The 23,364-nt window shown below is 67.9% G+C and carries 23 protein-coding genes; 8 read left to right on the top strand and 15 right to left on the bottom strand.

All coding sequences use genetic code 11. The features are described 5' to 3' along the window. Nucleotides 1-4 precede the first annotated feature (4 nt). Nucleotides 5-343 carry an ArsR/SmtB family transcription factor gene (locus G539_RS0121660; RefSeq protein ID WP_029077067.1) on the bottom strand — a complete coding sequence of 113 codons (339 nt, stop codon included), beginning with the start codon at nt 341-343 and terminating at the stop codon, nt 5-7. 80 nt (nt 344-423) lie between these two features. Here G539_RS0121660 and G539_RS25755 point away from each other — a divergent pair, with 80 nt between their 5' ends. Then, on the top strand, nt 424-1,338 hold the full coding sequence (locus G539_RS25755) for an MBL fold metallo-hydrolase (RefSeq protein WP_035832251.1): 915 nt from the start codon (nt 424-426) through the stop codon (nt 1,336-1,338). On the opposite strand, the gene G539_RS25760 is transcribed toward G539_RS25755, so the two are convergent. Next, the gene (locus tag G539_RS25760) at nt 1,301-2,734 is read right to left on the bottom strand and encodes an aminotransferase-like domain-containing protein (protein WP_051231898.1); all 1,434 of its coding nucleotides are present in this window, start codon (nt 2,732-2,734) and stop codon (nt 1,301-1,303) included. The genes G539_RS25755 and G539_RS25760 overlap by 38 nt on opposite strands. Nucleotides 2,735-3,216: 482 nt before the next feature. Between G539_RS25760 and G539_RS0121675 the strand changes: the two genes are divergently transcribed. From G539_RS0121675 to G539_RS0121680, 3 genes are all read left to right on the top strand, one after another. Continuing rightward, nucleotides 3,217-4,080, top strand: coding sequence for a DMT family transporter (locus G539_RS0121675; RefSeq protein ID WP_029077068.1), 864 nt, complete (start codon nt 3,217-3,219; stop codon nt 4,078-4,080). A 191-nt stretch (nt 4,081-4,271) separates the two neighbouring features. Then, nucleotides 4,272-5,255 carry a protein NO VEIN domain-containing protein gene (locus G539_RS26845; protein WP_084640170.1) on the top strand — a complete coding sequence of 328 codons (984 nt, stop codon included), beginning with the start codon at nt 4,272-4,274 and terminating at the stop codon, nt 5,253-5,255. A 167-nt stretch (nt 5,256-5,422) separates the two neighbouring features. Then, entirely contained in the window at nt 5,423-6,184 is a 762-nt protein-coding gene (locus tag G539_RS0121680) for an SDR family NAD(P)-dependent oxidoreductase (protein ID WP_029077069.1), read from the top strand. A 224-nt stretch (nt 6,185-6,408) separates the two neighbouring features. Here the strand turns inward: G539_RS0121680 and deoA are convergent, their stop codons facing one another. The 7 genes from deoA to G539_RS0121715 form a co-directional block, all read right to left on the bottom strand. After that, nucleotides 6,409-7,719, bottom strand: coding sequence for a thymidine phosphorylase (deoA, locus tag G539_RS0121685; protein WP_029077070.1), 1,311 nt, complete (start codon nt 7,717-7,719; stop codon nt 6,409-6,411). 291 nt (nt 7,720-8,010) lie between these two features. Then, nucleotides 8,011-8,832: a purine-nucleoside phosphorylase gene (locus tag G539_RS0121690; protein WP_281173913.1), complete on the bottom strand. Its 822-nt coding sequence runs from the start codon at nt 8,830-8,832 to the stop codon at nt 8,011-8,013. Next, nucleotides 8,829-9,266, bottom strand: a complete 438-nt coding sequence (gene cdd / locus G539_RS0121695; protein ID WP_029077072.1) for a cytidine deaminase — start codon at nt 9,264-9,266, stop codon at nt 8,829-8,831. Before cdd ends, G539_RS0121690 begins: the two co-directional genes overlap by 4 nt. 1 nt (nt 9,267) lies before the next feature. Further along, complete coding sequence (locus G539_RS0121700; RefSeq protein ID WP_029077073.1) at nt 9,268-10,242, bottom strand: ABC transporter permease; 975 nt, start codon at nt 10,240-10,242, stop codon at nt 9,268-9,270. Between the two features lie 9 nt (nt 10,243-10,251). Further along, complete coding sequence (locus G539_RS0121705) at nt 10,252-11,382, bottom strand: ABC transporter permease (protein WP_029077074.1); 1,131 nt, start codon at nt 11,380-11,382, stop codon at nt 10,252-10,254. Between the two features lie 127 nt (nt 11,383-11,509). Further along, on the bottom strand, nt 11,510-13,048 hold the full coding sequence (locus G539_RS0121710; RefSeq protein ID WP_029077075.1) for an ABC transporter ATP-binding protein: 1,539 nt from the start codon (nt 13,046-13,048) through the stop codon (nt 11,510-11,512). A gap of 150 nt (nt 13,049-13,198) precedes the next feature. Continuing rightward, nucleotides 13,199-14,191 (bottom strand): BMP family lipoprotein, encoded by a 993-nt coding sequence (locus G539_RS0121715; protein ID WP_029077076.1) that lies wholly within the window; start codon nt 14,189-14,191, stop codon nt 13,199-13,201. Between the two features lie 344 nt (nt 14,192-14,535). On the opposite strand from G539_RS0121715, the gene G539_RS0121720 reads away from it, so the two are divergent. After that, nucleotides 14,536-14,928: a methylglyoxal synthase gene (locus tag G539_RS0121720; RefSeq protein WP_029077077.1), complete on the top strand. Its 393-nt coding sequence runs from the start codon at nt 14,536-14,538 to the stop codon at nt 14,926-14,928. Nucleotides 14,929-14,957: 29 nt separating this feature from the next. Further along, entirely contained in the window at nt 14,958-15,992 is a 1,035-nt protein-coding gene (glk, locus tag G539_RS0121725; protein WP_029077078.1) for a glucokinase, read from the top strand. 42 nt (nt 15,993-16,034) lie between these two features. On the opposite strand, the gene G539_RS0121730 is transcribed toward glk, so the two are convergent. Next, complete coding sequence (locus tag G539_RS0121730; RefSeq protein WP_029077079.1) at nt 16,035-16,631, bottom strand: TetR-like C-terminal domain-containing protein; 597 nt, start codon at nt 16,629-16,631, stop codon at nt 16,035-16,037. Nucleotides 16,632-16,693: 62 nt separating this feature from the next. Between G539_RS0121730 and G539_RS0121735 the strand changes: the two genes are divergently transcribed. After that, on the top strand, nt 16,694-17,143 hold the full coding sequence (locus G539_RS0121735) for a VOC family protein (RefSeq protein ID WP_029077080.1): 450 nt from the start codon (nt 16,694-16,696) through the stop codon (nt 17,141-17,143). Between the two features lie 20 nt (nt 17,144-17,163). On the opposite strand, the gene G539_RS0121740 is transcribed toward G539_RS0121735, so the two are convergent. Continuing rightward, entirely contained in the window at nt 17,164-17,391 is a 228-nt protein-coding gene (locus G539_RS0121740) for a DUF2442 domain-containing protein (RefSeq protein ID WP_035832254.1), read from the bottom strand. 85 nt (nt 17,392-17,476) lie between these two features. Continuing rightward, on the bottom strand, nt 17,477-19,930 hold the full coding sequence (gene hrpB / locus G539_RS0121745; RefSeq protein ID WP_245576939.1) for an ATP-dependent helicase HrpB: 2,454 nt from the start codon (nt 19,928-19,930) through the stop codon (nt 17,477-17,479). A 137-nt stretch (nt 19,931-20,067) separates the two neighbouring features. On the opposite strand from hrpB, the gene G539_RS0121750 reads away from it, so the two are divergent. Beyond that, a complete protein-coding gene (locus G539_RS0121750) occupies nt 20,068-20,355 on the top strand; it encodes a GIY-YIG nuclease family protein (protein ID WP_029077083.1) in 288 nt (95 codons plus the stop codon). A gap of 178 nt (nt 20,356-20,533) precedes the next feature. Here G539_RS0121750 and fabI read toward each other — a convergent pair whose 3' ends face one another. The 3 genes from fabI to fabA form a co-directional block, all read right to left on the bottom strand. Continuing rightward, nucleotides 20,534-21,382 carry an enoyl-ACP reductase FabI gene (gene fabI / locus G539_RS0121755; protein ID WP_029077084.1) on the bottom strand — a complete coding sequence of 283 codons (849 nt, stop codon included), beginning with the start codon at nt 21,380-21,382 and terminating at the stop codon, nt 20,534-20,536. 26 nt (nt 21,383-21,408) lie between these two features. After that, nucleotides 21,409-22,632: a beta-ketoacyl-ACP synthase I gene (fabB, locus tag G539_RS0121760; RefSeq protein WP_029077085.1), complete on the bottom strand. Its 1,224-nt coding sequence runs from the start codon at nt 22,630-22,632 to the stop codon at nt 21,409-21,411. Between the two features lie 69 nt (nt 22,633-22,701). Continuing rightward, nucleotides 22,702-23,229 carry a 3-hydroxyacyl-[acyl-carrier-protein] dehydratase FabA gene (gene fabA, locus G539_RS0121765; protein ID WP_029077086.1) on the bottom strand — a complete coding sequence of 176 codons (528 nt, stop codon included), beginning with the start codon at nt 23,227-23,229 and terminating at the stop codon, nt 22,702-22,704. Nucleotides 23,230-23,364: the final 135 nt, after the last annotated feature.

Raw genomic sequence — 23,364 nt, forward strand, 5'->3', positions numbered from 1 at the left:
AGGGTCAGCAGGCGACGGGCGGCCGGCAATAGAGCCGGTGCAGCACCGCCATCATTTCCTCGATGCGCGGGTCGGCGATGCGGTACCAGAGCGTCTGGCCGTCGCGCCGGAAGGTGACGATGTTCTCGTCCCGCATCCTGGCGAGATGCTGCGACAGCGCCGACTGGCTGAGCGCCACCGCATCGGCCAGCGCGCCGACCGTCATCTCGCCCTGCTCGACCAGCTTGCACAGCATCATCAGCCGCCGCTCGTTGCCGAGCGCGCGCAGCAGCTCGGCGACCTCCGTGGCCTTGGCCTCGAAGGCGGCGAGATCGAGCGGATCGAGATCCAGGCTGGCGGGCATCGCGTTTCCTTTGCTTTAGTGATTGCTAAATTAGATATCGCTAATATATATGTCAAGCAATCCAACGAAAGGAATTCAGCATGACGACCGAAGCGAACCGGACCGCGCCCGTCATCCGCGCCTTCTTCGACGAGCCGACCAACACGATCAGCTATCTCGTCGCCGATCCCATGACCGGCCAGGCGGCGGTGATCGACCCGGTGCTCGACTATGACCATCGCGCCGGCACGGTCGACGTGCGCTCGGCCGACGCCATCCTCGCCGCGGCGGCGGAGGCGGGCTACGCGATCGTCTGGGCGCTCGAGACCCACGCCCATGCCGACCACCTCTCCGGCGCGCCCTACATCAAGGCGAAGACGGGGGCGAAGATCGGCATCGGCGAGCACATCAAGGCCGTGCAGAAGATCTTCCGGCCGATGTTCAACGCCACCGACCTCAAGACCGACGGCAGCGATTTCGACCGGCTCTTCGCCGATGGCGACCGCTTCCCGCTCGGCACGCTGGAATTCTCCGTGATGCACACGCCCGGCCACACGCCGGCCGACATCGTCTACCGGATCGGCGACGCCGCCTTTGTCGGCGACACGCTGTTCATGCCGGACTACGGCACGGCGCGGGCCGATTTCCCGGGCGGCGACGCGCGCACGCTCTACCGCTCGATCCGCCGCCTGCTTGAGCTGCCGGGCGAGACGAAACTCTTCCTCTGCCACGACTACAAGGCGCCGGGCCGCGACCACTATGCCTGGGAGACGACGGTCGCCGACCAGCGCGCCGCCAATGTGCATGTCGGCGCCTCGGCAAGCGGCGCCGGCGAGGACGAATTCGTCCTTCTGCGCGAGACGCGCGACGCGACGCTCGCGGCGCCGGTGCTGCTGCTGCCCTCGATCCAGGTCAACATCCGCGCCGGCCGCTTCCCGGAGGCCGAGGCGAACGGCGTCCGCTACCTGAAGATCCCGGTCAGGGCGAAGACGGGGGCGGAGAGCCTTCTCGCCTGAGCGGCGCGGCCGCCGCCTGCCGGATCGCCCGCGCCAGCACGGTGAAGACGCGGGGATCCGCGCATTGCGCGACGTTGAAGCGCATATAGCTGCCGGCCGTCTGCGAGACGCTGAACACGTTGCCGGGCGCCAACACGACGCCCTCTTCCAGCGCCGCGCGGGCGACGTCGGCGGCGTCGAGTTGGTCCGGCAGCAGGCACCACAGGAACATGCCGGCCTCGGGCTCGATCCAGGGCCGGAGGCCGAGCGCGCGGAGCTTTGGCGTCACCTCGGCGAACGCGCGGGCGAGCCGCAGCCGCAGCCCGTCGAGATGCCTGCGATGAGAACCGTCGCGCAGCAGCGCCAGCGTCAGCTCGGCATTGAGCCTGCCGCCGCCGAAGGTCGTCGCGATCTTCAGATCGGTCAGCGCCTCGATCCAGTCCGGCCGCGCCGCGATGAAGCCGCAGCGCGCCGAGGCCGACAGCGTCTTCGAGAAGGAGCCGATCTCGACCACCCGCTCCAGCCCGTCGAAGGCGGCGAGGCGCGGCGCCGGCGTCAGCTCGAAATCGGCGAAGATGTCGTCCTCGACGATGGTGATCCCGTGCTCGTCGGCGAGCTTCAGGATCCGATGCGCCGTGACCGGCGAGAGCGTCGCGCCGGTCGGGTTGTGGATCGCCGAATTGGTGATGTAGAGCCGCGGCTTCCTTTCCGCGCAGACTTGTCCGAACGCCTCGACATCCGGCCCGTTCGGCGTCATCGGCACGCCGACGATGGTCACCCGATGCGCCCGCAACAGCGCCTGGAAATTGAAATAGCAGGGGTCGTCGACCAGCACGACGTCGCCGGGCGAGACCATGAGCCGGCAAATCAGATCGATGCTCTGCGTGCCGCTCTCGGTAAGCAGGATGGCGTCGGGCGCCGCCTCGACCCCCTTTTCCGCCAGCCGGCGGGCGATCCACTGCCGCAGCGCCGGCAGGCCGAGCGGCGTGCCGTAGTCGAACAGCGCCGCGCCCTCGGCCCGCGCCAGCCCTCGCAGCGCCCGCCGCATGCCGGCCTCGGGCAGCCAGTCGGGCGGCAGCCAGCCGCAGCCGGGCTTCAGATCCCCCGTTTCCGCATCGAGCGACTGGCGCGACACCCAGAGCGGATCGATGGCGCGGTCGCGCTTCGGCCCGATCGCCGCAAGCGACAGCGGCGCCGCGGCGCTCGCGACATAGAAGCCGGAGCCCGGCCGCGCCCGGATCAGCCCCTCCGCCCCCAGCCGCTCATAGGCCTCGACCACCGTCGCGGCCGAGACCTGCATGGTTTTCGCCAGCGCCCGGATCGACGGCAGCCTGGCGCCGGCCGGCAGGCTGCGGCTCGCCACCCGGCCCCGGATCGCCGCCATCACCCGCTCGATCCGCGTCCCGCCCGCCTCCATCCGTATCGCTCCCGTGACCGGTACAGTTTGGCGCAACTGTATCGCACCGTCTCTGGCGTGGCGATGGGAAAGGCGGGATAGACGAGGGAACTTGGGATGGCACCCCTTCACCTCTCCCTGAGGGAGAGGTCGACGGCCGAAGGCCGGCGGGTGAGGGTTTAGGGAACTATCCGGAGAGGCCGCAAACCCTCACCCGGCCCTGCCGGGCCGACCTCTCCCTCAGGGAGAGGTAAAGGGCAACCGGGCAGGCGAGCGAGGGTGGCCGTCCCGCAACGCCCGATTGCCATCATCCTGAGGCGCCCGAGCGGAGCTCGGGCCTCGAAGGACGCACGGCCCCGGGGCACCCGATCGATGGCACGACCGCGCCTGCGTGCTTCGAGACGGCTTTGCGGGCCTCCTCAGCCTGTTGCGGGCGGCGTTTTGCAGTGGCCGCCTCGGACCCGCCCGCCCCGCGAGCGCAAGAAAGAAGAGACAGGAAGAAAATGGACAGGACGACGGATGGCTGGCTCTCGGGCTTCATCGGGGTGACGATCTTTTCCGGCTCGCTGCCGGCAACAAGGCTCGCCGTCGTCGGTTTCGATCCCGTCTTCCTGACGGTCGCGCGCGCCACCATCGCCGGCTTTCTCGCCCTGGTGCTGCTCGCCCTCCTGCGCGCGCCGCGCCCGGCGAAGGGGGACCTCGTGCCGCTTGCCATTGTCTCGCTCGGCGTCGTCGTCGGCTTCCCGCTCCTGACCGCGCTGGCGCTCCGCCATGTCACGGCGGCGCATTCGATCGTCTTCGTCGGCCTGCTGCCGCTCGCGACCGCGCTCTTCGGCGTGCTGCGCGGCGGCGAGCGGCCGCGCCCGGCCTTCTGGCTGTTCTCCGGCCTCGGCAGCGCCGCCGTCGCCGGCTTCGCCCTTTCACAAGGGATTGCAGCGAGCCCCGCCGGCGATCTCCTGATGCTCGGCGCCATCCTCGTCTGCGGCCTCGGCTATGCCGAGGGCGGGAGGTTGTCCCGCCGGCTCGGCGGCTGGCAGGTGATCTCCTGGGCGCTCGTGCTGTCGCTGCCGCCCATGCTCGTCGTCGCCCTCCTCGTCCGCCCCGAAAGCCTCGGCTCGATCGCAACGCCGGCCTGGCTCGGCCTCGCCTATGTCTCGCTGTTCAGCATGCTGATCGGCTTCGTCTTCTGGTATCGCGGCCTGGCGCTCGGCGGCATCGCCGCCGTCGGCCAGCTGCAGCTGCTGCAGCCCCTGATGGGCCTGGCGCTCGCCGCCCTCCTGCTCGGCGAACCGGTCTCGACCAGCATGCTCGCCGCGACGGTCGCCGTCATCGCGTGCGTGTTCGGGGCGAAGCGGTTTGCGGGGTGAGGGGGATGGAGGCAGTGCGAGCCCCCCAATGCAGGGGGTGACGCAGCACAACGCCAATCGACCAATATTAACACCCCCTGATTGCAGGACTAACAACTACGTGCCATCCTAACGACACTAGCAAGTTCGATCGTATTAGCTGGGCGATATTCTTTTCCTACCAGCTCCCGACCTGCGAGGATAACAATCCAGTGACGCAATTGCTGTTCGTAAACGTTGGCTGGATGATTGAATATGCCGGACTCTCCGCAAGCGATCCAACCTTGGGCGGATTTGGGCATTTGAAGCATAGCAACATTGGATACGAAACCTGGAATTTCGTTCCAAGAAGAGGGAAACTATACGGCTATGTTCCTCGGTCAGCGCGCATCAATCTGGCGCGACTAGGCGGCCTACGATCATCCAAATCGATTTCTGGAATTACCGTAGTCTGGCTCGCTCGAAATCCCCGAAACAGGCGTACTTACATCGTCGGCTGGTATCGTGATGCCACTGTGTATCGGGACATCGGACACGTACGAATCAAGCGTGAGCGATCAATTGAGGTTGACTATCATATAGAGGCGCCCGCTGATAAGGCCAAGTTGCTCAAAGTTGACGCTCGCGTATTCCTCATTCCGACAGCAAAAGAAGAGGGAAATCTAGGACAGAGCCCTATCTGGTACGGGAAAGATGACAATTTCAGAAAAGACGTTGCTGAATACATAGACAGCGGCGGAAAGCGCTTAGCCTCCAGGGGAGCGCCAAGTCAATCTGACCCGGAGCTCCGTAGGAAGATTGAGAGAGCTGCAATCCAGCACGCCACGGCATACTTCAAGTCCCCAGACGGAGGGAATCACGCCGTAAGGAGTGTCGAGGCAGACAATCTTGGCTGGGATCTCGAAGCGACTTCTGCCGCCGGCGAGATACTAAAGATTGAAGTTAAGGGGCTATCTGGCTCGGCGCTAATGGTGGAACTTACACCAAACGAATATAACAAGATGAATTCAAAAGAGCACAGATCGAGCTACATTATATATATTGTCACGACCGCCCTCGAAGATCCATCAGCACACGTATTTCGACATGACCTCGAGAGAAGCACAAATGATAGCCCTGTCTGGATCAGCGACGACGGACGAGAGCTAGATATTCTCCCTGTGGTTGCCGCGAGACTCTCTGCATCGACACCATAGTCCTCCCCTCCCCTGACGTACGCCCCTCAGATTTCGGTTCCGCTCGTCCCGGCTTTGGCTTAGAACAGGCGCGGGCCGGGTGACCGGCGGCTTGCAGACAGCGCAAGCATTTTTCGCAGTTTCAGCGCGGCCGCGCGCCGCGAACAAAGCCAGGGACGGAGACATCAATGACCAGCGGCGCCATCTATCCGAGCCTCCGGGACCGGACGGTCCTGATCACCGGCGGCGGCAGCGGGATCGGCGAATCCATCGTCCGCCACTTCGTCGCGCAGGGTTCGAAGGTCGGCTTCCTCGACATCAACGCCGAGGCCTCGGAAGCGCTGGTGAAGGGGCTTTCCGCCACCGGCACCGTGCATTTCGAGAAATGCGACCTGCGCGACATCGCGGCGCTGCGCCAGGCGATTTCGAATGTGCGGGAAAAACTCGGGCCGATCACCATCCTGATCAACAACGCCGCGCACGACCAGCGCCACAAGCTGGAAGACGTGACGCCCGAATATTGGGACGAGCGCTACCAGGTCAACATCCGCCACCAGTTCTTCGCGGCGCAGGCCGTGGTCGAGGACATGAAGGCCGCCGGCAAGGGCGCCATCATCAACATGGGCTCGACCTCGTGGATGATCGGCCAGGGCGGCATGCCGGCCTATACCTCGGCGAAGTCGGCCGTGCAGGGCCTGACGCGAGGCCTGGCCCGCGACCTCGGCCCGTTCAACATCCGCGTCTGCTCGGTCGTCCCCGGCTGGATCATGACGCAGCGCCAGATCGACCTCTGGCTGACGCCGGAAGCCGAGGCCGACCTGATGAACAAGCAGTGCCTGAAGCGCAAGCTCTACCCGGACGACATCGCCAAGCCGGTGCTGTTCTTCGCCTCCGACGAGGCCTCCGGCTGCACCAACCAGAGCTACATCGTCGACGGCGGCTGGGTCTGAGACTTTCGGCCTTCATGCTTTCAAGAGCCCCCTCTCCGGAGGGGGCTTTTTTGTTGGGCGGCGGGTCGGCGCACGCCCTTCCCCCTCCCCCTTGTGGGGAGGGTCGGGGTGGGGGTACCGGCACCGATCTCTGCCGATGTGCACTTCCTGGAAAACGCGAGGTGGTACCCCCTCCCTAGCCCTCCCCACAAGGGGGAGGGAACGAGGCCTTGGCCCCCCGACGACTAGCCCTCGATACGCTCGTGCACGGCCGGGCGGGGGGCCGGCTTTTCGCCGAGGCGGTAGGCGGCGCGGAGGAGCGAGGCGGCGCGGTCGGCGTCCGCCTCGGTCTTCGCATGCACGCGGCCGAGCGGGGTTTTCGCGTCGAGCCTCGCGCCGTGGCCGGCGAGATCGGTGAAGCCGACCGAGAGGTCGATCGTGTCGGAGGCGACGCGGCGGCCGCCGCCCAGCTCGATCACCGCGACGCCGACGGCGCGGGTGTCGATGGCGCTGACATGGCCCTCGCCCTCGGCCAGGACGTCCCGCACGATGGCGGCGCGCGGAAGATAGTCGCCGACGCGCTCGACGAAATCGGTGGGGCCGCCGAGGCCGGCGACCATGCGGCCGAAGATTTCCGCCGCCTGGCCGGAGGCGAGCGCCGCCTCGGCCCTGGCCCGGCCCTCGGCGGCGTCGGCGGCGCGGCCGGCAGTGACGAGCATCTCGGCGGCGAGCGCGACGGTGACCTCATGCAGCCGCGAGTCGCGCGCCGCGCCGGTCAGATAGTCGACGGCGTTCCTAACCTCGACGGCATTGCCGGCGGCGGTCGCGAGCGGCTCGTCCATGTCAGTGATCAGCGCCGTGGTGGCGACGCCTGCGCCGTTCGCCACCTGCACCAGGCTCTCGGCCAGCGCCCGCGCCTCGGCCCGCGTCGCCATGAAGGCGCCGGAGCCGGTCTTGACGTCGAGGACGAGGCCCTGCAGGCCGGCGGCGAGCTTCTTCGACAGGATCGAGGCGGTGATCAGCGGGATCGATTCGACCGTCGCGGTGACGTCGCGGATGGCGTAGAGGCGCTTGTCGGCCGGCGCGAGATCCGCCGTCTGGCCGATCACCGCCGTGCCGACCTCGCGCACGACTTTCCGGAACAGCGGCAGGTCGGGCTGGCTCTTGTAGCCGGGGATCGCGTCGAACTTGTCGAGCGTGCCGCCGGTATGGCCGAGGCCGCGGCCGGAGATCATCGGCACATAGGCGCCGCAGGCCGCCACCATCGGCGCCAGCATCAGCGAGACATTGTCGCCGACGCCGCCGGTCGAGTGCTTGTCGACGACCGGGCCGTCGAGCTCCGACCAGTCGAGCACATTGCCGGAATCGCGCATGGCCAAGGTCAGCGCCACGGCCTCGTCGCGCGACATGCCGCGGAAGAAAACCGCCATGGCGAAGGCGGCGACCTGGCCCTCGGAGACGGAGCCGTCGGTCAGCCCCTCGACCATGAAGCGGATCGCCTCGGCCGAGAGCACGCCGCCCTCGCGCTTCTGGCGGATGATTTCCTGCGGCAGCATGTTTTTTCCACTCTCTCCCTTGAGCCAGCCATTCGGCCGGCTGCCAATCCCGACGAAGCTTACCTCACCTCTCCCGGAAAGAGGCCTTTGCACGGCACCCCGGCCGACATGCTGAGGAGCCCCGAAGGGGCGTCTCGAAGCACGCAGAGCCGTCGTGCCATTCGATGAACCGCCCCTAGGCCGTGCGTCCTTCGAGACGCCTTGCTGCGCAAGGCTCCTCAGGATGTTGGCGGACCGAGCGCTGCATCACCGCGGGGAGAGGTGAAGAAGGTCCCGCGCCCAAAACGGCTCTCAGCCCGCCTGGTCCCTCAGGAACCGGCGGATCAGCTTTTCCAGCTTCTTCGCGCCGACCGGGGCCATGTCCTTGGTTTCCTGGTGCGACAGCTCGGCCCCGGTCATGCCGGCGCCGAGATTGGTGATGTTGGAGAAGGCGACGACGCGCAGATCGAAGAAGCGCGCCAGGATCGCCTCCGGCACGGTCGACATGCCGACGGCGTCGGCGCCGAGGATGCGCGCCATGCGGATCTCGGCCGGCGTCTCGAAGGAGGGACCGGAGAACCACATGTAGACGCCGCGCGACAGCGGGATACCGGCCGTTTCCGCCAGCCGCTCGAAGGCGGCGCGCCAGCCGAGATCGTAGGCCGTCGTCATGCCGACGAAGCGGGCGTCGCTCGCCTCGCCGATCAACGGATTGCCGCCGGAGAAATTGATGTGGTCGTCGAGCATCATCAGCGAGCCCGGGCCCATCTCCTCGCGCAGCGATCCGGCCGCGTTGGTGAGGATGACGCCCTCGCAGCCGAGCGCGGAAAGCATGCCGATGGCGTTGCGCATCACCGCCGCGTCGCCCGCCTCGTAGAAATGCGAGCGGCCGGAGAAGACCAGGACGTCGACGCCCTCGAGCCAGCCGGCGACCAGCGCGCCGGCATGGGCGGAGACCTTCGACACCGGCAGGCCGGGCAGTTCGGCATAGGGGATGACAACCGCGTCCTCGACCGCGTCGGCAAGCGGGCCGAGGCCGGAGCCGAGCACGATGCCGAGGCGGTAGGGCGCGTCGCGCCGCGCCCGGACGATCGCCGCCGCGGCGCGGCCGTCGTCGCGCGAGCCGGCCGTCAAAGCCGCTCGTCCCGCGAGAAGCCGGCCGGCAGCAGCTCGGCCATGGTGAAGTCCTGGCCGGCGCCGGTCGGGTCGGCGCAATGGATCAGCGTCTTCGGATGCGAGAATTCCTTGAGCCGCTGCCGGCAGCCGCCGCAGGGCGTGCAGACGATGCCGCCATCGACCCGGTCGGCGACGACGACAACGGCGGCGACACGGCGGCCCTCGCCCGGAATGCCGGCGGCGACCATCTGGCCGAGCGCCGAGGTCTCGGCGCACCAGCCCTCGGGATAGGAGGCGTTCTCGCAGTTGGCGCCGACATAAACCTTGCCGTCCTCGGTCAGGATGGCGGCGCCGACGAAGAACTGCGAATAGGGCGCGTGCGCGTTGAGGCGGACGGCCTGCGCCCGCTCGAAGAGATCGGCCCGCGTTTCGGCGTCCAGCACGGTGGTCATCTCAGCGCTCCTTCACATAGGGCACGCCGCCGGCCTTGGGCGGGATCGCCTTGCCGATGAAGCCGGCAAGCAGGACCACCGTCAGGATGTAGGGCAGCGCCTGGATCAGCTGGACCGGCACTTCGCCCATGCCGGGGATGATGGTGCCCTGCAGGCGGATCGACGCGGCGTCGAGGAAGCCGAACAGCAGGCAGGTCAGAAGCACGTTGAGCGGCTTCCACTTGGCGAAGACGAGGGCGGCGAGCGCGATGTAGCCCTTGCCGGCCGACATCTCGCGGATGAAGCTCGCCGACTGCGCCACCGACAGATAGGTGCCGGCGAAGCCCGCGAGAATGCCGCAGCAGATCAGCGCGCGGTAGCGCAGCCAGGTAACGGAAATGCCGGCGGTGTCGACGGCGCCCGGATTCTCGCCGACGGCGCGCACCCGCAGGCCGAAGCGGGTGCGGTAGAGCACCCACCAGGTGAAGGGCACGGCGAGGAAGGCCAGGTAGACGAGGATGTTCTGGCCGGAAATCAGCCCGGAATAGAGCGGCCCGAGGAAGGGGATCGGCGCGATCTCGGCCGCGAAAGGCAGGGTGATCTCGGTGAAGCGGGCGGAATTGGCGAGCTGCGGCGTGCGACCGCCCTGGCCGAACCAGGCATTGCCGAGCAGGATCGTCAGGCCGGAGGCGATGAAGTTGATCGCCACGCCGGAGATGATCTGGTTGCCGCGCTGGGTGATCGAGGCGAAGCCATGCACGAGGCTCAGCAGCACGCCGGTGAGGATCGCGGCGAAGAGGCCGAGCCAGGGCGAGCCGGTGACGGTGGCGACCGAGGCGGCCGAAAAGGCCGAGAACAGCATCTTGCCCTCGAGGCCGATGTCGAAGATGCCGGAGCGCTCGGCATAGAGGCCGGCGAGCGCCGTGAAGATGAGCGGCACCGACAGACGCACCGTGGCGGCGAAGATCTGGATCAGATCGGCGAACAGGCTTTCCATGATCGCTCCTCAGGCCGCGCCGGCGGCGGAGGCCGTCCGGGATTTGGGCTTCGCCGCGAAGATCGCGATCAGCGCCGGACGGAACATGTGCTCCAGCGCGCCGGCGAACAGGATCACCAGGCCCTGGATCAGGATGATCACCTCGCGCGAGATGTTCGGCATGTCGAAGGCGAGCGCGGCGCCGCCCTGATAGAGCACGCCGAACAGGATCGAGGCGATGACGATGCCGACCGGATGCGAGCGGCCCATCAGCGCCACCGCGATGCCGACAAAGCCGGCGCCGGCCGGGAAGTCGATCTGCAGCTTGCCGGCGTCGCCCATGACCGGGTTCAGCGCCATCATGCCGGCGAGGCCGCCGGAGATCAGCATGGTGACGACGACCGTCTTCACATAGGGGATGCCGGCATAGACCGCCGCCGTCGCATTGGTGCCCATGGTACGGATCTCGTAGCCGAAGCGGGTGCGCCAGATCAGCAGCCACACCGCCACCACCGCGACGAGCGCGATCAGGAACGAGACGTTGAAGGGGGCGGCGCCGATGTCGAGCCCGAACCACTGCATCAGCCAGCCGAGCTTGGGCAGCTGGCCGCCCTCCTCGAAGAGGCGGGTCTGCGGCGACATGTTGCCCGGCGGCTTGATGACGTGCACCAGCAGATAGACCATCAGGGACGCGGCGATGAAGTTGAACATGATCGTCGTGATGACGATGTGGCTGCCGCGCTTCGCCTGCAGCCAGGCGGGGATCAGCGCCCACAGCGCGCCGAACGCGAAGGCCGCCGCCGTCGCCACGACGGCGGTCACGTACCAGGGCATGTAGCGGTCGAGCGCCAGCGCGGCGAAGGCCGCGCCGAGGCCACCGAGATAGATCTGCCCCTCGCCGCCGATGTTGAACAGGCCGCCATGGAAGGCGACCGCGACGGCGAGCCCGGTGAAGATGAAGTTGGTGGCGTAATAGAGGGTGAAGGCGATGCCCTCGCCATCCCCCAGCGCGCCGACGACGAGGTACTGGACCGCATCGATCGGGTTCTCGCCGATGAACAGAACGACGAGGCCGGAAACGGCGAACGCCACGGCGACGTTGAGAAGCGGCAGAAGGCCGTAATTGACCCAGCGCGGCAGGGTTCCAAGGGGGGCGCTCATGGGTGCAATCCGTTGAGAGGGCGCATGCCGGGGTCTTCCCCTCTCCCCGAGGGAGAGGTCGACGGCGAAGCCGGCGGCTGAGGGTTTCGGGAACTGGCGGAAAGGGCGGGAGCCAAGACGATCGCGTTCATTCCGCCGCCTCCCTGCCGATGCCGGCCATCATCAGGCCGATCTCCTGCTCGCCGGCATGCGGCGCCGGCTCGCCGACGATCGTGCCGGCGAACATCACCAGGATGCGGTCCGAGAGCGAGCGGATCTCGTCCAGCTCGACCGAGACGAGCAGGATCGCCTTGCCCTGGTCGCGCAGCGCGACGAGGCGCTTGTGAATGAACTCGATGGCGCCGATGTCGACGCCGCGCGTCGGCTGGCCGACCAGCAGGCAGGCCGGATCGCGCTCGATCTCGCGGGCCAGCACGATCTTCTGCTGGTTGCCGCCGGAGAAATTGGCCGTCTTCAGGCGCGGATCGGCGGGGCGGATGTCGTAATCCTCGATCCGCGCCACCGCGTCCTTGCGGATGGCGTCGATGTCGAGGAACGGCCCCTTCAGATATTTCGGGTCGTCCTGGTAGCCGAGAATGGCGTTCTCATATTCCTCGAAGGCGAGCACCAGCCCCATGTGGTGCCGGTCCTCCGGCACATGGGCGAGGCCCTTCTTGCGCAGCTTCGCGGGATCGAGGCGCTCGACCGGCTCGCCATTCAGCAGGATGCGGCCGGAAGCGGGCTTGCGGATGCCGGCGATCGCCTCCAGCAGCTCGGACTGGCCGTTGCCGGCGACGCCGGCGATGCCGACGATCTCGCCGGCGCGCACCTGGAACGAGACATTGTCGACCATGGTGACGCCGCGCGCGTCCTTCACCGTCAGGTTCTCGACCGACAGGATGACCGGGCCGGGCTTGGCCTCGTCCTTCTCGACGCGCAGCAGCACGCGGCGGCCGACCATCAGCTCGGCCAGCTCCGCCATGGTGGTCTCGGACGTCTTGCGCGTCGCCACCATCTCGCCGCGGCGCATGACGGAGACGGTGTCGGTGATCGCCATGATCTCGCGCAGCTTGTGCGTGATCAGGATGACGGTCTTACCCTGCGCCTTCAGCTGCGCCAGCATGCGGAACAGGTGATCGGCCTCGGCCGGGGTCAGCACGCCCGTCGGCTCGTCGAGGATCAGCACCTCGGCGCCGCGATAGAGCGCCTTCAGGATCTCGACCCGCTGCTGCTTGCCGACGGGGAGATCCTCGATCAGGGCGTCGGGATCGACCTCGAGCCCGTATTCGCGCTCGATGCGGCCAAGTTCGGCCCGGACGGCGGCGACGCCGCGCTTCAGCAGCGGGCCGCCCTCGACGCCGAGCATGACGTTCTCGAGCACGGAGAAATTCTCGACCAGCATGAAGTGCTGGTGGACCATGCCGATGCCGGCCTGGATCGCGGTCTGGCTGTCGGTGATGCGGATTTCCTTGCCGTCGACGAGGATCTGGCCGGAATCCGCATGGTAGAAGCCGTACAGGATCGACATCAGCGTCGACTTGCCGGCCCCGTTCTCGCCGATGATGCCGTGGATCGAGCCCTTGGCGACCGACAGGTTGATGTTCTTGTTGGCGTGCACCGGCCCGAAGCGCTTGTCGATGCCGACAAGTTCGATGGCGGGCGTGGAAGCGGCGGTCGGAGCGTTCATGGGGGCGATCCCGATAGACTGCGGCGAAAGGGCCCGTCGATGTCGCGACGGACCGTCTGGGGATCAGCGTCCGCCTGGCCCCGCGGGGCCAGGCGTTGCAGCATCCAGATGAGCGGAGCCGCCCGCCGGGGCGGGGCGGCTCCCGGCGCCTCAGTTAACGGGGCACTTCTCGTCGGTGTTGTAGTTGTGAACCTCGATCTTGCCGGCGACGATGTCCTCGCGCGCCTTGTTGACCGAAGCTTCCATCTCGGCCGTGACGAGGCTGCGATTGTTGTCGTCGAGCGCCCAGTCGACACCGTTCTCCTTGAGGCCGAGCGCCTGGGTGCCGGCGGTGAACTTGCCGTCCTTGACGTCGGAGAAGGCGTTGTGCACGGCGACGTCGACGCGCTTGACCATCGAGGTCAGCACCTTGCCGGGATGCAGGTGGTTCTGGTTCGAGTCGACGCCGATGCCGAGCTTGCCGGCGTCGGCCACGGTCTGCAGCACGCCGAGGCCGCTGGCGCCGGCCGCCGCGTAGATCACGTCCGCGCCCTGCTCCATCTGCGCCTTGGCGAGCTCGCCGCCGCGCACCGGGTCGTTCCAGGCGGCGCCGGTGGTGCCGATGTAGTTCTGCATGAACTCAGCGCCGCCAGCCTTGGCGCCGATGGCGTAGCCGCAGGCGAAGTTGCGGATCAGCGGGATGTCCATGCCGCCGACGAAGCCGACCTTCTTGGAGGCGGACTTTTCGGCCGCGAGAAGGCCGACGAGATAGCCGCCTTCCTGCTCCTTGAACGTGACGGAACGGACGTTCGGGGCGTCGACGACCGAGTCGACCAGCACGAACTGGGTGTCGGGGAATTCCTTGGCGACCTTGGCGACGGCGTCGGTCCAGGCGAAGGAGAGCGCCACGACCGGGTTGAAGCCACGCTTGGCGAAGTTGCGGATCGCCTGCTCGCCCTGGGTGTCGTTCTGCGGCTCGAAATCCTTGTAGTCGATGCCCGTCTCGGCCTTGAACTTCTCCGAGCCGTTATAGCCGGCTTCGTTGAAGGATTTGTCGAACTTGCCGCCCGTGCCGTAGACCAGCGCCGGCTTGACGTCGGCAGCCCAGGCCGAACCCGTCGCCATGAGCGCCACGACGGCCGCTCCGATGAAGTTGCGGATCATGATGGTAGATGTCTCCTCTGGAAGGCCCCGTTCCGACCGGCCTTTTCGGGGCTAGGTCGAAATAATCCCTTACACCGACAAGCGGCATTGTTCCCAATTTCGCATGGCGCCCGACAAATTTCATGCGCTTTCTTTGGTCGGGCGCGCCGCCGTCCGCCGTTCTTTCCCTGCCGTACGGACGTCGGTTCGCAGCTTAGGTGGCCGCAATTGTTTATTCAACTGGTCAAGAAATCGCCGCCTGCCGCCAAAACGACGTCGCACCGCTCCACTTTCAGCTTTTCCTCGGACCCCGATTTTTCTATCACTGGCTCCGCGGTCGCGGCGACCGCGTGGAGAACTGTTGCATGGCGATCCGTCCGGCCCTCGCGCTGGTTGCCCACGACAAGAAGAAGGACGACCTCGTCGCCTTCGCCGTCGCGCATCGGGCGCGGCTGGGAGCGTTCGATCTCTTCGCCACCGGCACGACCGGCGGCCGCGTGATCGACGCGGTGCCAGAGCTGTCGGTGACGCGGCTGAAGAGCGGCCCGCTCGGCGGCGACCAGCAGATCGGCGCGCTGATCGCCGAGGGCCGGATCAAGGGCCTGATCTTCTTCGTCGACCCGCTGACGCCGATGCCGCATGACGTCGACGTCAAGGCGCTGATGCGGCTCGGCGTGCTCTACGACATCCCGATGGCGCTGAACGCGGCGACGGCCGACCTGCTCATCGCCCATCCCGACGCCTTCCTGCAGACATGACGCCCGCTCCGCAGCCAACGCAAGGCACCATGACCAGCACCCCCACCCCACGCGCCTTCGTCCCGTTCCCGGCGCTGATCGCCGATATCGGCGGCACCAATGCCCGCTTCGCGCTGGTGCCGGACGAGAACTCGCCGCCGCTGCGCTTCGCGAGCGTGCTGACCGCCGACTTCGCCACCATCGACGACGCCATCGCCGCCGTGCTGCCGCCCGACGCGAGGCCGCATTCGGCCGTGCTGGCGCTGGCCGGGCCGATCCAGGGCGACCGGGTGCCGCTGACCAATTGCCACTGGGTGGTGGAGCCGCGCCGGATGATCGCCCGCTTCGGCCTCGACGAGGTGATCCTGCTCAACGATTTCGAGGCGCTGTCGCTGTCGCTGCCGGCGCTTTCCGGCGCCGACCTGCTGCCGGTCGGCGCGGGCGCCCCGGTCGCCAACGCGCCGCAGGTGGTGGTCGGCCCCGGCACGGGCCTCGGCGCCGCCGCGCTGATCCACGCCAACGGCGCCTGGGTGCCGGTTCCCGGCGAAGGCGGCCATATCGACCTCGCCCCGGTGAGCGCCCGCGACTTCGAGATCTGGCCGCATCTCGAGCGCCCCTACCAGGGCGACGCCTTCGCCCGCATCGAGGGCGAGACGCTGCTCTGCGGCAGCGGCCTCGTCCGCCTCTACCGCGCGGTTGCCGGCGCCAACGGCGTCGCGCCGCGCTTCGACGATCCGTCCGAAATCACCGCCGCCGCGATCGAGCGCTCGGACGCCACCGCCGAGGAGGCGCTGGAACTGTTCTGCGTGCATCTCGGCCGCCTCGCCGGCAATCTGGCGCTGACCTTCATGGCCTGCGGCGGCGTCTTCCTCGCCGGCGGCATCGCCGCCAAGATCGCGCCCTTCCTGCGGCAGAGCGGATTCCGCCAGGCCTTCATCGACAAGGTGCCGCACCAGGCGATGATGGACCGGATGCCGACCTCGGTCGTCGTCCACCCGGAGCCGGCGCTGGCCGGCATCACCGCCTATGCGCGCCACCCCGAGCTGTTCGGCGTCGTCACCGACGGCCGCCGCTGGCTGAAATAGGGCCACTGCCAGCCCCCCTTGTGGGGAGGGCGAAGGGGACGCTCAGCGCGCGACCGCCCGGAGGGCCGTTTCGACCACGGCGTCGGCGAGCGCCGCGTCGAGCGGCTGGTGGCCGACCAGAAGCCGGTAGAACACCGGCCCGTAGATCATGTCGAGCAGCACCTCCAGATCCGGTGGCGACGCGATCTCGCCGCCGGCGATCGCGCCTTGCAGGATCGCCCGCCCCGTCTCGCGGCTGGCCAGGATCACCTTGTTGCGAAACGCCTTGGTGAACTCGCTCTCAGGATCGGCCGAGGCCAGCGCCAGCGTGACCTGGCGCCCGCGCGTCGAAGCGAAGGCGGTGACGAGGCCGCGCATCTGCGCGAGAAGCCGCGCCCGCGCCGTCGCCGTCGCTTCCTGCGCCTCGACCTCGGGCAGCGGATTGGCGATCAGGGCGGCGAGCGCCAGTTCCTGCGCATTGGCCCAGCTTCGGTAGAGCGTTGGCTTGCCGACGCCGGAGCGCGCCGCGACCGCCTCGATCGACAGCCGCCCGAAGCCTTCCGCCATCAGGATCTCATGCGCCGCGCGCAGCGCGCGCTCGCGGGCTTCGACGCTGGGCGGCCGGCCGGGCTTCCGTCTGGGAGGACCTGCTTGACTCATTACGTTACGGAACGTAACTTAATCTAGGACGGGGTGCAAGGGAGACGACAGGGAGAGAGGCCGTGGAACCGACGACACTTCGGGTCAGCCCCCATTTCATCGCCAGAAACGCCGCCGAGGCGATCGATTTCTACAAGGCTGCCTTCGGCGCCGAGGAGATCTTCCGCATGACGGACCCTTCGGACGGCAGGGTCGGCCATGCCGAGCTGCGCTTCGGCGAGACGCTGATGATGATCGCCGACGAATATCCCGACTTCGGCGCCGTCAGCCCTGACACGATCGGCGGCTCGCCGGTGACGTTCCACCTCGACACCCGCTCGATCGACGCGATGGTGGAGCGGGCGCTGGCGGCCGGCGCGACGCTGCTGCGCGCCACCGCAGACCAGAGTTTCGGCGAGCGCATCGCCCAGATTCTCGACCCCTACGGCCATCGCTGGACGCTGTCGCAGAAGATCGAGGAAGTGACACCGGCCGAGATGCAGCGCCGCTGGGAAGCCGAGACCTCGGCCTGAGACGGGTAGGCGCCTAAAACTCAGCTGATCCGGAGCAGGCTCGCAACGGCGATGTCCTCGCCGAGATCGGGCCAGTGCAGCGCTTCGCCACGGCCGGTGATCTGCCAGTTCTCGCGCTCGGCCCGCGTCGCGCCGACGAGGCGCGGGAACCACTCGATCGGGGTCGCGAGCTCGCGCCCGTCGGCAAGGCTCACCAGAAGCGCATCCTTGGTCACGGCCGCATCGATGGCGACGGGATCAATCTTCATGGTCGTTCCTTTCCGCGACGATCGGGGTGATTCGGCATCGACCGACCTTGCCGCCACAGAATGGCAATTCCGAGTCGACGACCGATCACCTGCCGCGCGGCTTGGCCCGCGCCGTCGCCTGGGCGACGAGCGGATCGTCCGGCCAGACATGCTTCGGATAGCGACCGCGCATGTCGGAGCGGACGTCCCGCCACGAGCCGCGCCAGAAGCCGGGCAAGTCCTTGGTGATCTGGATCGGCCGGTGCGCCGGCGACAGCAGCGTCACCGTCAGCGGCACGCCGCCGTCGCCGACCGAGGGGTGGCGGTCGAGCCCGAACAGCTCCTGCACCCGGATCTCCAGCACGGGCCCGTTCGGATCCGAATAATCGATCGGCACGCGCGAACCGGACGGCGCATCAAAGTGGGTCGGCGCGAGGCGATCCATCGTCGCCCGCTTATCCCACGGCACCAGGCTCGCCAGCCCCTCGTGCAGCACGCCCGGCGTGACCGCATCGAGCCGGCGTTTTCCGGTGAGATACGGCCCGAGCCAGTCGTCGAGGCTTTCGGCCAGCGCCGCGTCGGAAACATCCGGCCAGTCGCCGCCCAAACGAGCATGCAGGAAGGCGACGCGGGCGCGGAACTGCTCCGCCGATTTTTCCCACGGCAGTTCGGCCACGCCGCGCCGGCGGATCTCCGAGAGCAGCGCCGCCTGCACCGCCGCGTCCGAGACCTTGCTGCTGGCGCGATCCGCCAAGACCAGCCGGCCGAGGCGACGCACGATGCGGCCACGGACAGAACCGGTCTGCGGATCGAAGGCGACGCCCTCCTCCTCGACGATCTGCTCGCCGAAATGCGCCTCGATCTCGTCGCGCGAGATCGGCGCGGCGGCGAGGATGCGGGCATTCTCGGCCGCGCCCTGCAGGCTCGCCACCGCGAGGAACGGTTCGCGCGCCAGCGCATCGGCCGGATCGAGCACGCCGCCACGTCCGTTCGCCATGACGAAGGCGCCGGGCGCACCGCGCGCCATGGCGATGCGATCCGGGAAGGCGAAGGCGGTCAGGAGACCCGCCTCCTCGATCTCGGCGCGACCATCCTCGCCCCTCGCCCCGGCCTCGCGGGCCCAGCGCATGGCGAGCGCGAGCGAATCCCGGCTCCGCGGATCGCGGGCGGAAAACAGCCGGCGCAGCCGCTCGCGTAGATCCGCGTCGTTGCCGCCGAGCCCGGTCTCGGAGAGGAGCGCCGCGATGGCGCCGGCGAGGCGGCCATGGCCGAGGCCAGCGCCCTTGCGCAGCATATGGCCGAGGCGCGGGCTGACGGCGAGACGGGCCAGCCCCTCGCCCTCCTTCGTCAGCCGGCGATCGGCATCGAGCGCATCGAGCCGGGTGAGCAGCGCGACGGCCTCTTCCCAGGCGGGCTTCGGCGGCGGATCGAGGAAGGCGAGTTGCGCGGGATCGGCGACGCCCCAGCTGGCGAGATCGAGGACGAGCGGCGCGAGGTCGGCCTCCAGCATCTCCGGCCGGTCGAACGGGGCGAGCGCCGCCGTCTGGCCCTCCTCCCAGAGCCGGTAGCAGACGCCGGGCTCGGTGCGGCCGGCGCGGCCGCGCCGCTGGTCGGCCGAGGCACGCGACACACGGCGCGTCTCCAGCCGTGTCAGCCCGGTCGCCGGCTCGTAGACCGGCGCGCGGGCGAGGCCGGAATCGATGACGACGCGCACGCCCTCGATGGTCAGCGAGGTCTCGGCGATCGACGTCGCGAGCACCACCTTGCGCTTGCCCGGCAAGGCCGGGCGGATCGCGCGATCCTGCGCGGAAAAATCGAGCGCGCCATAGAGCGGCGCGATCTCGACGCCGTCGCCGACCCGCCCCTCCAGCCGCTCGGCGACGCGGCGGATCTCCGCCTGCCCCGGCAGGAAGACGAGCAGGCTGCCGGTATCCGCCGCGAGCGCGCGGCGGACCGCGTCGGCGACGTCGTCCTCGATACGGCGGGCGGGGTCGCGGCCGCCATGCCGGGTCTCGACCGGGAACATGCGCCCGAGGCTCTCGACCACCGGCGCATCGCCCAGCAGCCTAGCGACGCGCGCGCCGTCGATCGTCGCCGACATGACGAGGATGCGCAGATCCTCGCGCAGTCCGGCTTGCGCATCGAGGGCGAGCGCGAGGCCGAGGTCGCCGTCGAGGCTGCGCTCGTGGAACTCGTCGAAGATCACCGCCGCGACACCGTCGAGCAAGGGATCGTCGAGGATCATGCGGGTGAAGACGCCCTCGGTGACGATCTCGATCCGCGTTCTCGCCGAAACCTTCTTCTCCAGGCGGACGCGATAGCCGACGGTCTGGCCGACCTCCTCGCCGAGCGTCTCGGCCATGCGGCGGGCGGCGGCACGGGCGGCGAGCCGGCGCGGCTCCAGCATCAGGATGCGTTGATCGCCCCGCCACGGCGCGTCGAGCAGCGCGAGCGGCACACGCGTCGTCTTGCCGGCGCCGGGCGGCGCCACCAGCACGGCGCTGGTCCGGCCTTCGAGCACGGATCGGAGTTCGGGGAGGACGTCGTCGACGGGCAGCATGGCCGACGTCATAGAGGCCGGCGGGGCTTCGTGCCAGTGGGGGCGTCGGGTTCATCGGAACGGCTGAGCGCGCGACCGACATGGATCCCTGCTTTCGCAGGGATGACGGCGAGGGTCGGGCATGCAACGCTAGATACATGCAACCGTGTGTTTACATCATGGCCAGCGCCCGCAATGGCACGCTCTATATCGGCGTGACCAGCAATCTTCCGCAGCGGGTATGGCAGCACCGGGAAGGCTTCCTTGGCGGCTTCACGAGCCGCTACCGGATCAGAACCTTGGTCTACTACGAGGGCCACGACACGATGGAATCAGCCATCCGCCGTGAGAAGCAGATGAAGCTCTGGAAACGGAGCTGGAAGATCGAGCTGGTCGAACGTTCGAACCCCAACTGGCTCGATCTCTACGGAGAAATCGCGTCGTAACCTCCCCCCTCGCCGTCATCCCTGCGAAAGCAGGGATCCATGGCCGTGTTCTTCGGCTAGCGGGAGCCAAGCTAAGAAAAGCCCCGGATGACGGCGAGCGGACAGACCACCCCCACCCCAAAACGAAAAAGGGCGCCACAGCGGGCGCCCTTCGAATTCACGGCAGAGGCCCGAAGACCTACTCGACCGCCTGCGGGTTGTTGGCCTCGGCGTTCGCCTCGTGCACCTTCAGCTCTTCCAGCCGCGGCATCGAGACGATGTTGTAGCCGGAATCGACGAAATGCACGTCGCCGGTGACGCCGGCGCCGAGGTCCGAAAGCAGATACAGCGCCGAGCCGCCGATCTCGTCGAGCGAGACGGTGCGGCGGAGCGGCGAGTTCTTCTTCTGGTAGTTGTACATGATGCGCGCATCGGCGACGCCGGAGCCGGCGAGCGTGCGGACCGGGCCGGCCGAGATCGCGTTGACGCGGATGTTGTCGCCGCCGAAATCCATGGCGAGGTAGCGCACCGAGGATTCGAGCGCCGCCTTGGCGACGCCCATGACGTTGTAGTTCGGCATGACGCGGGTCGAGCCGCCATAGGTCAGCGTCAGGATCGAGCCGCCATCCGTCATCAGCGCCGCGGCGCGCTTGGCGATCTCCGTGAAGGAGAAGCAGGAGATCACCATCGTCTTCACGAAATTGTCGCGCGTCGTGTCGGCGTAGCGGCCCTTCAGCTCGTTCTTGTCGGAGAAGCCGATGGCGTGGACGATGAAGTCGATCTTGCCCCATTCCTTCTCCAGCGCCGCGAAGACGCCGTCGACGGAGGCGACGTCCTCGACGTCGCAGGGGAGGAGCAGCTTGGCGCCGACCGAATCGGCCAGCGGCTTGACCCGCCGGCCGAACGCCTCGCCCTGATAGGTGAAGGCGAGCTCGGCGCCATGCGCGGCCAGCGTCCGCGCAATGCCCCAGGCGATCGAATGATCGTTGGCGACACCCATGATGAGGCCGCGCTTGCCGCTCATCAGGTTGCTGATCGGTGTCGTCATACGGAAGTCCTTGTTGGAGTTGGGTCTCAGGCGACGTAGCGCTGGAGGACCAGCGAGGCGTTGGTGCCGCCGAAACCGAAGGAGTTGGAAAGAACGGTGTCGATCTTCGCGTCGTCGATGCGCTTGCGCACGATCGGCATGTCGGCGAAGGCCGGATCCAGCTCTTCGATATTGGCCGATTCGGCGATGAAGCGGTTGTTCATCATCAGCAGGCTGTAGATCGCTTCCTGCACGCCGGTCGCGCCCAGCGAATGGCCGGTCAGCGCCTTGGTGGCGGAGATCGGCGGGCACTTGTCGCCCGAACCGAACACGGTGCGGATCGCCTCGATCTCCGGGGCGTCGCCGGCCGGCGTCGAGGTGGCGTGCGGGTTGATGTAGTCGATCGGGCCCTTCACGGTCGAGATCGCCTGGCGCATGCAGCGGATGGCGCCCTCGCCCGACGGCGCGACCATGTCGTAGCCGTCCGAGGTGGCGCCGTAGCCGACGACCTCGCCATAGATGCGGGCGCCGCGCGCCTTGGCATGCTCGAGCTCTTCCAGCACCAGCACGCCGGCGCCGCCGGCGATGACGAAGCCGTCGCGGTTCTTGTCATAGGGACGCGAGGCGACGGCCGGGCGGTCGTTGTACTTGGACGACATCGCGCCCATGGCGTCGAACAGCACGGAGAGCGTCCAGTCGAGCTCCTCGCAGCCGCCGGCGAACATCACGTCCTGCTTGCCGTACTGGATCATCTCATAGGCGTTGCCGATGCAATGATTGGACGTCGCGCAGGCGGACGAGATCGAATAGTTGACGCCCTTGATCTTGAACCAGGTGGCGAGCGTGGCCGACGCGGTCGAGGACATCGCCTTCGGCACGGCGAACGGGCCGACGCGCTTCGGGCCCTTCTCGCGGGTGATGTCGGCCGCCTCGACGATGGCGCGGGTCGACGGGCCGCCCGAGCCCATGATGATGCCGGTGCGCTCGTTCGAGACCTCGTTTTCCTCGAGGCCGGAATCGCGGATCGCCTGCTCCATGGCGACATGGTTCCAGGCGGTGCCGCCGCCGTGGAAGCGCATGGCGCGGCGGTCGACGACCTCGGCCGGATCGAGCGTCGGCCGACCCTGGACCTGGCAGCGGAAGCCGAGCTCGGCGAAGTCCTTGGCGGCGGTGATGCCGCTCCTGGCTTCGTGCAGGCTCGCCAGCACTTCCTGGGTGTTGTTGCCGATGGAGGAGACGATACCCGTCCCGGTCACTACGACCCGCTTCATCGCTCGGTGTCCTTCCTGAATTCTATCGTTCGGCCATGACCGGCCGGCCCGCGAGGGCCGGCCCCGCCATCAACCGACGGCAGGTGTCGCGTCGCCCTGGAACAGGCCGACACGGAGGTCCTTGGCGCGGTAGATGGTGACGCCATCCGCCTTCAACCAGCCGTCACCGATGCCGAGCACCAGCTTCGAGCGCAGGACGCGCTTCAGATCGACGCCGTATTCGACCTTCTTGACGCTCGGGACGACCATGCCGGAGAACTTGATCTCGCCGGTCGAGAGCGCGCGGCCGCGGCCGGGCGAACCGCTCCAGCCGAGGAAGAAGCCCAGCATCTGCCACATCGCGTCGAGGCCGAGGCAGCCCGGCATCACCGGATCGCCCTTGAAGTGGCACTGGAAGAACCAGAGGTCGGGATTGACGTCGAGCTCGGCGCGGATATGGCCCTTGCCATACTCGCCGCCTTCCTCGCTGATCGACGTGATGCGGTCGAACATCAACATGGGCGGCAGCGGCAATTGCGCATTGCCCTCGCCGAACAATTCTCCCCGCCCGCAGGCGAGCAGAGCCTCATAGTCGAAGCTCGACGGGCGGTCTGCCATGCCGTCACTCTACCTCTGTTTGGCGCGCCCTCTCACAAATCGGGCACGCACACGATCCTCTCAGCGTTGGCGGCATTCGGCCTCCAGCGCTGTTCGTGGCCTTCCTAACATAGCCGCCCCGCCACCGGAAGCCCG

This window comes from Kaistia adipata DSM 17808 (genome assembly GCF_000423225.1).
GTDB classification, from domain to species: domain Bacteria; phylum Pseudomonadota; class Alphaproteobacteria; order Rhizobiales; family Kaistiaceae; genus Kaistia; species Kaistia adipata.